Annotated in this window: 12 protein-coding genes and 1 pseudogene; all 13 read right to left on the reverse strand. The window is 66.5% G+C overall.

What is annotated here, in order from left to right; translation table 11 throughout:
• Nucleotides 1-23 precede the first annotated feature (23 nt).
• Nucleotides 24-1,466: a sugar transferase gene (locus tag ACOJSN_RS03740; protein ID WP_420111169.1), complete on the reverse strand. Its 1,443-nt coding sequence runs from the start codon at nt 1,464-1,466 to the stop codon at nt 24-26.
• Between the two features lie 329 nt (nt 1,467-1,795).
• On the reverse strand, nt 1,796-3,823 hold the full coding sequence (locus ACOJSN_RS03745) for a glycoside hydrolase family 16 protein (RefSeq protein ID WP_420111170.1): 2,028 nt from the start codon (nt 3,821-3,823) through the stop codon (nt 1,796-1,798).
• A 158-nt stretch (nt 3,824-3,981) separates the two neighbouring features.
• Nucleotides 3,982-4,548: an adenylate kinase gene (locus tag ACOJSN_RS03750; protein ID WP_420111171.1), complete on the reverse strand. Its 567-nt coding sequence runs from the start codon at nt 4,546-4,548 to the stop codon at nt 3,982-3,984.
• Nucleotides 4,545-5,855 carry a preprotein translocase subunit SecY gene (gene secY, locus ACOJSN_RS03755; protein WP_420111172.1) on the reverse strand — a complete coding sequence of 437 codons (1,311 nt, stop codon included), beginning with the start codon at nt 5,853-5,855 and terminating at the stop codon, nt 4,545-4,547. The genes ACOJSN_RS03750 and secY overlap by 4 nt, the downstream gene beginning before the upstream one ends.
• A gap of 116 nt (nt 5,856-5,971) precedes the next feature.
• The gene (gene rplO, locus ACOJSN_RS03760; RefSeq protein WP_420111180.1) at nt 5,972-6,574 is read right to left on the reverse strand and encodes a 50S ribosomal protein L15; all 603 of its coding nucleotides are present in this window, start codon (nt 6,572-6,574) and stop codon (nt 5,972-5,974) included.
• Entirely contained in the window at nt 6,489-6,674 is a 186-nt protein-coding gene (gene rpmD / locus ACOJSN_RS03765; RefSeq protein WP_420111173.1) for a 50S ribosomal protein L30, read from the reverse strand. The genes rplO and rpmD overlap by 86 nt, the downstream gene beginning before the upstream one ends.
• Nucleotides 6,671-7,363: a 30S ribosomal protein S5 gene (rpsE, locus tag ACOJSN_RS03770; RefSeq protein ID WP_420111174.1), complete on the reverse strand. Its 693-nt coding sequence runs from the start codon at nt 7,361-7,363 to the stop codon at nt 6,671-6,673. The genes rpmD and rpsE overlap by 4 nt, the downstream gene beginning before the upstream one ends.
• Before the next feature lie 37 nt (nt 7,364-7,400).
• Nucleotides 7,401-7,781 (reverse strand): 50S ribosomal protein L18, encoded by a 381-nt coding sequence (rplR, locus tag ACOJSN_RS03775; protein ID WP_420111175.1) that lies wholly within the window; start codon nt 7,779-7,781, stop codon nt 7,401-7,403.
• A gap of 2 nt (nt 7,782-7,783) precedes the next feature.
• Nucleotides 7,784-8,323 carry a 50S ribosomal protein L6 gene (gene rplF / locus ACOJSN_RS03780; RefSeq protein WP_420111176.1) on the reverse strand — a complete coding sequence of 180 codons (540 nt, stop codon included), beginning with the start codon at nt 8,321-8,323 and terminating at the stop codon, nt 7,784-7,786.
• Between the two features lie 14 nt (nt 8,324-8,337).
• Nucleotides 8,338-8,736, reverse strand: coding sequence for a 30S ribosomal protein S8 (rpsH, locus tag ACOJSN_RS03785; RefSeq protein ID WP_420111177.1), 399 nt, complete (start codon nt 8,734-8,736; stop codon nt 8,338-8,340).
• Between the two features lie 86 nt (nt 8,737-8,822).
• Nucleotides 8,823-9,008, reverse strand: a complete 186-nt coding sequence (locus tag ACOJSN_RS03790) for a type Z 30S ribosomal protein S14 (RefSeq protein WP_420111178.1) — start codon at nt 9,006-9,008, stop codon at nt 8,823-8,825.
• A gap of 1 nt (nt 9,009) precedes the next feature.
• Entirely contained in the window at nt 9,010-9,600 is a 591-nt protein-coding gene (gene rplE, locus ACOJSN_RS03795; protein WP_420111179.1) for a 50S ribosomal protein L5, read from the reverse strand.
• Nucleotides 9,600-9,687 (reverse strand): annotated as a pseudogene (locus tag ACOJSN_RS03800) (50S ribosomal protein L24); the annotation flags it as partial. The gene rplE and the pseudogene ACOJSN_RS03800, both read right to left, overlap by 1 nt.

Here is a 9,687-nt window from a genome sequence, read left to right on the forward strand (position 1 = left end):
CTGGGCGAGAGTCGATGGGCATCTCAGTACGCACCGCGGGCTCCGAGCACAGCAGCGGCGGTACGCCAGAGGATCAGGAGGTCGAAGCCGATCGACCAGTTGTCGACGTAACGCAGGTCCAGACGGACCGACTGCTCCCACGACAGGTCGGACCGACCGCTGACCTGCCATAGCCCGGTCAGTCCGGGCTTCACGTGCAGGCGGTGCACCGCCATCGAGTCATACGTCGCGACTTCGCTCGGCAGAGGCGGGCGCGGTCCGACGAGAGACATATCGCCTCTCACCACATTCCACAACTGAGGAAGCTCATCGAGAGAGAACCTCCGGAGGAATCGACCCACGGACGTCACTCTCGGGTCGGCTTCCATCTTGAAGAGTGGGCCGGCGCCGGTACTCGCCTCGACCAAGCCATCGCGACGCTGTTCCGCATCGACTCCCATGGTGCGGAGCTTCAGCATGGTGAATGCACGACCGTCACGGCCGATCCGAACCTGTCGGAAGATGGCCGGACCTGCAGAGTTGAGCCGCACCGCGAGCATCCCGACGAGAATCGCCGGCGAGGCAACGATGAGCAGTGCCCCGCCGAGCACTCGATCCATGGCCGCCTTCGCGATGCGCTGAGAACGACTCGGCTGCAGCTTGACGCCCAGCATCGGGGTGGCGCCATGAACGTGGACATCGAGCCGTCCACTCAGCACTTCATTCACGTCCGGAAGAATCATCAGCTCGGTCCCGGTCTCTTCCAAGGCCCAACGAAACTGGCGGAACTCGTTCTGCTCCATGGCGCCCGACGTCACGAGCACCATGTCGACATCGGACTCCCGCACCAGGGCCGGGGCGTCCATGGACCCGCCCAGGACGTGCACCCCGGCGCTGACCTCGGATCCGATCTCCCGATCGGAGACGCACGCGCCGACCAATTCGAGTCCCGGATGCGTGTCGTCCAACTCTCGCGCCACACGCGCAGCCCGATCGGGTGACGTGACGAGCACCGCACGCGAGCGGAGCCCGCCGTCCGCCCGGACAGAGGCGAGTAGTTTCCGCTGCGCAGTGCGCAGGAGCGCCGATGTGATGAGCGCTGCCACGACAGCCAGAACGATCGGCAGCGCAGGCAACTCGGTGATGCCGACGAAGGCCAGCAACATGGCGATCGCGATCGTGATCATGCCCGACCGGAGGATCGCCCTGTACTCGCGGTGCCCGGTCGCGGCACGGCGAAGGTCGTAGCCACCGGACAGCGCGACGCCGCCAACAAAGCAGATCGCCCCCGCCACGCCGACAAGCCACGCACTCGTGCCAACGTAGAAGCCGAGCGCGACAAAGACGGCGAGGCTCACGGCAAGGTCGCTGAGAATCGCTGCGGTCTGATACCGAAGGCGGTTCTTGCGCCATGAAGCCGGGCGTGCGTCGATCAGCGGATCGGCAAGTGAGATACCCATGCCTTCGAGGCGGTCAACGACGCTCACGGGAGCACCACACGACTACTACGAACCGCAGGCTGCGACCGCGCCACCTGCTCAGCGTCTCCTGCTGTCAACTCCATCGCCGCCTCGGCTCAATCCCTCTTGGAGCGCCCTAGAACGGCAACTCCCCCGACTGCGTGACTAGACAACCACCGCTGTTGTGCGAGCGCTTGAGCGGCGTGGGGTGGAGGCGGTGGGGCGTTGAGGAACGGCAGCGGGTTAGGCAGGGTGATGTCGCGTCACCCTCCAGACAGCGGCCGGAGGGTGACGCGCGCATGACGAGGGCGTGAACGTAGTCGAGCGCACCGTTCTGAGGGTGCGCACGAGCGAGGTCAACGTGGTTGGTACAGCCTCACGTAGTCGATGACGTAGGACGCTGGGAGCACCGTGCTCTCGTCCACGTAGCCCGGCCACCGGCCGCCGACAGCCAAGTTCAAGCGTATGAAGAACTCCTTCTCGTTGAAGGTTTCCGCGAGCCAGGACACCTCGTCGGCCGTGTAGCGACCCGACATGACGCCGTCGACGAAGAACCGGATCTCGTCACGTTCCCACTCGACGGCGTAGGTGTGGAAGCCGGCTGACATGTCGCCGCCCATCGGCAGCTGGTAGCTGGTGCGCACCGAATTGTTGGTGTTGGTGGTCTCTCGGTGCAGCGAGTGGTACACGGTCCCGGCCTGCCAGCTGTCGCCTACGCCGGAGCCCAACGCCTCAAGGATGTCGACCTCACCGAGCCCTTCTGTCGTACGCAACCAGAAGGCGGGCCACAGACCTTGGGACTGCCCCTGTGCGATCGGAAGCCGGGCGCGGATCTCGACCCTGCCGTACACGAACGTGACCTTGTCGCGCGACATGATCTGAGCCGACGTATAAGTGCGGCCATTGGGGTACCTGAGGTCGTTCCACCCGCACTGGATCGGCGTCGGCTCGTACTGCGCCGTCAGATAGAGGTGGCCATCGCGTACGGACAGGTTCTCCGGTCGATCCATCAGACACGCTGACTCAAGATTGCCATCGCCGTAGCTCGAGTTGTCGTATGCCGTCCAGTTGGAGCTGTCCAGGCTGTTGCCATCGAACTCATCGGACCACACAAGCTCCCACGACTCGTCTGGTCCGGCTGTGGAGCCAACCTCGCCGCCACCGCCGGGGGCCAACCGGCCATCGAACGAGATGTCCGCGGTCGTGCGGTGATTGGAGATCACCTGCACCGCCAGGACGTTGGCGCCCTGTTGCAGATAGTCGCCCGGGACGGCGAACGTCGTCACCTCTGCCCGAGCCGATGCCGTCGACGGCGCGGCTGTTGCCCATGTCTCGTCGTGATGACCGGCTGCGTCATCCGCGACACGATGGCGTCCGATCTCGTGCCCGTTCACGTAGGCGATCACACCGTCATCGGCCCACGTACTGAACGTCGCCCCCTCGACGAGGAGCCCTTCGGAAGCGGAGCCAATCGTGAACTGGTGCCTGAAGTAGGTACTCAGCGGATTCCCGGCAGCGGAGAGCGACGTCGTCGCCGCATCTGCTGCGCGGCCGAATCCAAAGGGAGCCGACGCGCTCGGCCAGCCACTCGACGCAGTCGAATACTGCCAATCGGGCGAGGGCCCAACGGTCGACCTGTAATACTCCCAGCGCGCACCGAACGGGACGACGTCACCGCTGGGCATCTGTCCCCCGGCTGCCGGTGGTTCGGGAACAGCATTGCCATCGCCACCTGGCACGTCGGAACCATGGGACCGCTCAACCGTGAGCTCACCACCGAAGGTGACATCGAACGACGCGCGCCAGTTCGCGATCACCACCGCCGTCAGGACATTCTCTCCATCTTGCAGAAGCTCTGGGTCGATCGTGATGGTGACCGGCCGCGACAGCGCAGCCGCGGTCCGCGGAGCACCCACGGCCCAGATCGCATTGTGGGTCACCTGCGTGCGGCTGGGACTCACGTTCTGTCGACCGGCCTCGACCCCATTGACGTAGACCACGATCCCGTCGTCGGCCCACGTCTCGAAGGCCAACTCGGGACGCTCGCCAAGGTCCACCTGGAACGCGTGTCGGAAGTAGGTGGTGAGCACCTGATTCGGGTAGTCGGGAAGTCGCGTGGTGACCTCAGCGGTCCCGAGGCGACTCCCGTAGCCGAAGGGGGCATCACCGACACTCCATGACGAGTCGTCATAGCCCAGGTCCGCCCAACCGGCAGCCGGTGCCACCGGGTCTCGCCAGTACATCCACGTCGAGTCGCCAGCGATCAACACATCGCCGGGTGTGTGGGCCGATGCACGGGGCGAGCCGATCGGACTCAGCAACAGCACGAGTGCCGCCGTGAGCGCCAGCGCAACATTGGCTGCCAGTCGGTGTCGGGTGTTCATTCGCGAAACGGGGGGCATCCCGCCTCCTCCTCAGTCGTCCCCCGACTGTTGGGAGCCCCGAGATCCCAGGAGAATGTGACCGGCGTAGCCTACGTTGTTATCGTTCCGTTACCAACTCACGTATCACAATGCGGACGCCATAGACGGCCAGCCGAGACTCAGCTCAACGCATCAAGAAGCCGAGCAGCAACGTCGTCGACGGTCCCGAGACCATCGACACGCACGAGAAGCCCACGGCTCTCGTACACGTCCACGAGCGCGGCGGTCTGCTCGGAGTAGACCTCGAGGCGGCGGCGGATCACCGACTCGGTGTCATCCGAACGCCCCTGCTCGGCGGCGCGACCCAGCAGCCGCTTCACGAGCTCGTCGGTCTCAGCTGTCAGCTCGACCACGGTGTCGAGCTCCACGCCCGCCTCGGCGAGCATGCGGTCCAGCTCCCCCACCTGCGCCTCGGTGCGCGGGTAGCCATCGAGAAGAAACCCAGCAGCTGCATCGGCAGCCGCCAGCCGGTCGGCCACCATCGCGTTGGTGACCTCGTCGGGCACGTACTCGCCGGCGTCCATGTACCGCTGCGCCTGCTGCCCCAGCTCGGTCCGCTCGGCCACGTTGGCGCGGAAGATGTCACCGGTGGAGATCGCCGGTACACCCAGGTGCTCGGCCAGCCGCACCGCCTGCGTGCCCTTGCCCGCACCGGGGGGACCCATCAGCACAAGCCTGGAGGTCATCGCAAGAACCCTTCGTAGTGCCGCTGCTGCAGCTGGCTGTCGATCTGCTTGACCGTCTCCAGGCCCACGCTCACCACGATCAGCACCGAAGCGCCACCGAACGCCATCACCTGGTTGACGCCCATGAACCTGAACGCGATCGAGGGGATCATCGCCACGAACGCCAGGTACAACGCGCCCGCCGCGGTGATCCGGGAGATCACGAACTGCAGGTACTCCGCCGTCGGGCGCCCCGCGCGGATGCCGGGGATGAAGCCGCCGTAGCGCTTCATGTTGTCCGCCACCTCATCGGGGTTGAACGTGATCGAGGTGTAGAAGTACGCGAAGAAGATGATCAGCACGCCGTACGCGGCCAGGTACGGCGTGGCACCCGGGTCGGCGAAGTTGACCATGATCCACTGCACCCAGCCCTCGGTCTGGTTGTCCGCGAACTGCGCCGCAAGCAACGGCAGCGCCAGCAGCGAGGACGCGAAGATCACCGGGATCACACCCGACATGTTGATCTTGATCGGGATGTACGTCGACGAGCCCCCGTAGGTGCGCCGCCCCACCATCCGCTTGGCGTACTGCACCGGGATCCGGCGCTGCGACTGCTCCACGAACACGACCAGCACGATCACCACGGCCGAGATCAGCAGGAACAGGATCACCTTGCCGAGACCGTTGTTCGAGGTCGCGATCTGCTGCACACCGCCGGGGAAGCTCGCCGCGATCGCGGTGAAGATCAGCAGCGACATGCCGTTGCCCACACCACGCTCGGTGATCAGCTCACCCAGCCACATGATCAGACCGGTGCCGGCCGTCATCGTGATGATCATGATCAGCAGCGTCAGCACCGACTGGTCCGGGATCACCTGCGTGGCCACCGCACAGTCCGGGAACAGCTGCCCGGTCCGTGCGATCGTCACGATCGTGGTGGCCTGCAGGATCGCGAGACCGATCGTCAGGTACCGGGTGTACTGCGTCAGCACCGCGGTGCCGGACTGGCCCTCCTTGTGCAGCGCCTCGAAACGGGGAATGACCACCCGGAGCAGCTGCACGATGATGCTCGCCGTGATGTACGGCATGATCCCCAGCGCGAACACGCTCAGCTGCAGCAGCGAGCCGCCGGAGAACAGGTTCACCAGGCTCAGCACGTCCGAGCCGCTGGTACCGACCGGGTCCACGCACTGCTGCACGTTCCCGTAGTCGATGCCGGGCGTGGGGATGAACGACCCCACCCGGAAGATCGCCATGATCGCCAGCGTGAACAGAAGCTTGCGGCGCAGGTCCGGAGTACGGAACGCGCGAATGAATGCGCCGAGCAATGATCCTCCTGCGGCATGGCCCCCACGTGCGGGACCTGGCTGAGTGGCGACGGGTCGACTCCGACCCTAACCCGAGAACGGCGGGGCGACCTCGTGAGGTCGCCCCGCCGTCGGGCTCAGATCTGTGAAGCAGTACCGCCTGCGGCGACGATCTTCTCCTTGGCCGAGGCCGAGAAGGCGTCCACGGCGACGTCGAGCTTGACGCTCACCTCGCCGGTGCCGAGCACCTTGACCTTGTGGCCCGAGCGCACCGCGCCCTTGCTCACCAGGTCGTCCACGGTGACCGAACCGCCCTCGGGGTACAGCTCGCTCAGCTTGTCCAGGTTCACCACCTGGTAGCTCACGCGGAACGCGTTCTTGAACCCACGCAGCTTCGGGAGCCGCATGTGGATCGGCGTCTGACCACCCTCGAATGCCGCAGGCACCTGGTAACGAGCCTTCGTTCCCTTGGTACCGCGACCCGCGGTCTTGCCGCGCTTGCCGCCCTCACCGCGACCCACGCGGATCTTGCGGGTGTGCGCGCCAGGCGCCGGGCGCAGGTGGTGCACCTTCAGCGTGGAGACCTTGGTTCCCGACGGCGCAGCCTCATCCGAGGTCTCCGCAGCCTTGTCGGTCTTGTCCTTGGCAGCCATGTCAGTCCTCGACTTCCTCGACGGTGACGAGGTGCGCCACCGTGTTGACCATCCCCCGGAACTCGGGACGGTCCTCGACGACGACAGTCTGGCCGACGCGCTTCAGACCCAGCGTGCGAAGCGTGTTCCGCTGGTTCTGCTTGCCGCCGATGCCCGACTTCGTCTGGGTCACCTTGAGCTGGGTCATGATGCCGCAGCCTCCTTCTCAGCCGCCTTGGCAGCCCGACCCGCAGCCTGGGCGCGCAGCAGCGGCGCCGGGGCGACGTCCTCCAGCGGGAGGCCACGCCGCGCGGCCACCGACTCCGGCTGCTCCAGGTTGCGGAGCGCCTGTGCCGTGGCGTGCACGATGTTGATCGCGTTGGTCGAGCCGAGCGACTTGCTCAGCACGTCGTGGATACCGGCGCAGTCCAGCACGGCGCGCACCGGGCCACCGGCGATAACTCCCGTACCGGGGGTCGCGGGGCGCAGGAACACCACGCCGGCCGCGGCCTCGCCCAGCACCGGGTGCGGGATCGTGTTCTGGATGCGCGGCACCTTGAAGAAGTTCTTCTTGGCCTCCTCGACACCCTTGGCGATCGCCGCGGGCACCTCCTTGGCCTTGCCGTAGCCCACGCCGACCGTGCCGTCACCGTCGCCCACGACGACCAGCGCCGTGAAGCTGAAGCGGCGGCCGCCCTTGACGACCTTGGACACGCGGTTGATCGTCACGACGCGCTCGACGTAGTTGCTCGCCGGGCCGTCGTCACGGCGGCGGTCGCCGCCGCGCCCGCCGCCACGGCGGTCGTTGCGGTCGCCGGAGCGCTCGTTACGGTCGCCGCCGCCGGCGGTGCCGGTGTTCGGGCCGCCAGTGCGGCCGCCACGCTGCGGAGCAGCCATCATGCGTTCCTTTGCTCGTTGACGTTCATCGAGATGCTCACAGGGCCAGGCCCTTCTCGCGAGCACCATCGGCCACAGCGGCCACGCGACCGTGGTAGGCGTTGCCGCCCCGGTCGAACACGGCGGCGGTGATGCCGGCCTTGCCGGCCCGCTCTGCGACCAGCTCACCCACGAGGCGAGCCTTGTCGGTCTTGACACCCTCGGATGCCCGCACGTCCACCTCGAGGGTGGACGCCGACGCCAGGGTCGTACCCGTGGTGTCGTCGACCAGCTGCGCGCTCATGTGACGCGAGCTGCGGTTGACCACCAAGCGGGGACGCTCCGGCGTGCCGTGGATGCGCTTGCGCAGCCGCAGGTGCCGGCGCGCACGCGCCGTGCGCTTGCCTCCGCGGGTGCGGACGCCCTTGATACCTGCCATGGCTACTTACCAGCCTTTCCAACCTTGCGGCGGACCTGCTCGCCCGCGTACCGCACGCCCTTGCCCTTGTAGGGCTCCGGCTTACGGATCTTCCTGATGTTCGCGGCGACCTCACCGACCTGCTGCTTGTCGATGCCAGCCACGCTGAACTTGGTGGGGCTCTCCACGGTGAACGAGATGCCCTCGGGCGCCGAGACCGTGACCGGGTGCGAGAACCCGAGCGCGAACTCCAGCGCGTTGCCCTTGGCCACCACGCGGTAACCGGTGCCGACGATCTCGAGCTTCTTCTCGTATCCCTCGGTCACACCCGTGACGAGGTTCGCGAGCAGCGTGCGGGTGAGGCCGTGCAGCGAGCGCGACTGGCGCTCGTCGTTCGGGCGCGTCACCACGATCGCGCCGTCGTCGTCCTTGGCCACCACGATCGGGGTGGGGACGGTGTGCGACAGGGTGCCCTTGGGCCCCTTGACCGTGACCGCGGCGCCGTCGATGGTGACGTCGACGCCGGACGGCACGGTCACCGGAATCTTGCCGATGCGTGACATATCTGGAGCCTCCCTCACCAGACGTAGGCGAGGACTTCCCCACCCACGCCCTTCTTCGTCGCCTGCTTGTCGGTCAGCAGACCGGAGGACGTGGACAGGATCGCCACGCCCAGGCCGCCGAGCACCTTGGGCAGATTGGTGGACTTCGCGTACACGCGCAGACCGGGCTTGGACACGCGACGCACGCCCGCGAGCGAACGCTCACGGTTCGGCCCGAACTTGAGGTTCAGGGTCAGCGTCTTGCCCACCTCGGCGTCAGCGACCTCCCAGGAGGCGATGTAGCCCTCCGCCTGGAGGATCTCCGCGATGTGCGACTTCAACTTCGAGAACGGCATCGACACCGACTCGTGGTACGCCGAGTTCGCGTTGCGCAACCGCGTCAACATGTCGGCGATCGGGTCTGTCATTGTCATGGGGGCCTTCGCCCTTCCTCGTCAAGGTTTCCACGGTCCTACGTCAGACGACGCAGGACCTACTGGACCTTTGACGTAGTCACTAGTTACCAGGAGCTCTTGGTCACGCCCGGCAGCTGGCCCGCCAGGGCCATCTCGCGCAGGCACACTCGGCACAGGCCGAACTTGCGGTACACCGAGTGCGGACGCCCGCAACGGTTGCACCGGGTGTAGGCACGCACCGCGAACTTCTGCTTGCGGTTGGCCTTCTGGATCAGTGCGGTCTTCGCCATGTCAGTTCTCCTGCTGGAAAGGGAAGCCGAGACGGCGGAGCAGCGAACGGCCCTCGTCGTCGGTGGTGGCCGTGGTCACGACGGTGATGTCCATACCGCGGACCCGGTCGATCTTGTCCTGGTCGATCTCGTGGAACATCGACTGCTCGTTGAGACCGAACGTGTAGTTGCCGTGGCCGTCGAACTGCTTGGGCGAGAGGCCACGGAAGTCGCGGATGCGGGGCAGCGCGAAGCTGAGCAGCCGGTCCAGGAACTCCCACATGTGGTCGCCGCGCAGCGTCACGTGCGTGCCGATCGGCTGACCCTCGCGCAGCTTGAACTGCGCGATGGACTTGCGTGCCTTCGTGACGACCGGCTTCTGTCCGCTGATCAGCGTGAGGTCGCGAACCGCGCCCTCGATCAGCTTGGAGTCGCGAGCCGCGTCGCCGACACCCATGTTGATGACGACCTTGGTCAGGCCGGCCACCTGGTGCGGGTTCGTGTGACCGAACTCCTCCTTGAGGGCGGGCGCGATGGTCTCGCGGTAGACCGCCTTCAGGCGCGGCGCGATCCTCGGCGCGCGCTCGGTCTCGGTGATCTCGGTGGTGCTCATCAGATGTCCTTACCGGAGCGCCGGGCCACGCGGACCCGCTGGGTCTTGGTGCGACCGTCGCGCTCAACCTGCTCGGTGCGGTAGCCG

The organism is Pseudactinotalea sp. (assembly GCF_048594945.1).
Lineage (GTDB): Bacteria > Actinomycetota > Actinomycetes > Actinomycetales > Beutenbergiaceae > Pseudactinotalea.

Bases quoted from the DNA above. Each gene is read 5' to 3' on its own strand.
- ACOJSN_RS03790 (WP_420111178.1), bottom strand. From the start codon at position 9,008: ATGGCGAAGACCGCACTGATCCAGAAGGCCAACCGCAAGCAGAAGTTC.
- rpsH (WP_420111177.1), bottom strand. From the start codon at position 8,736: ATGACAATGACAGACCCGATCGCCGACATGTTGACGCGGTTGCGCAAC.
- rplF (WP_420111176.1), bottom strand. From the start codon at position 8,323: ATGTCACGCATCGGCAAGATTCCGGTGACCGTGCCGTCCGGCGTCGAC.
- rplR (WP_420111175.1), bottom strand. From the start codon at position 7,781: ATGGCAGGTATCAAGGGCGTCCGCACCCGCGGAGGCAAGCGCACGGCG.
- rplE (WP_420111179.1), bottom strand. From the start codon at position 9,600: ATGAGCACCACCGAGATCACCGAGACCGAGCGCGCGCCGAGGATCGCG.
- rpmD (WP_420111173.1), bottom strand. From the start codon at position 6,674: ATGACCCAGCTCAAGGTGACCCAGACGAAGTCGGGCATCGGCGGCAAG.
- ACOJSN_RS03750 (WP_420111171.1), bottom strand. From the start codon at position 4,548: ATGACCTCCAGGCTTGTGCTGATGGGTCCCCCCGGTGCGGGCAAGGGC.
- rpsE (WP_420111174.1), bottom strand. From the start codon at position 7,363: ATGGCTGCTCCGCAGCGTGGCGGCCGCACTGGCGGCCCGAACACCGGC.
- ACOJSN_RS03745 (WP_420111170.1), bottom strand. From the start codon at position 3,823: ATGAACACCCGACACCGACTGGCAGCCAATGTTGCGCTGGCGCTCACG.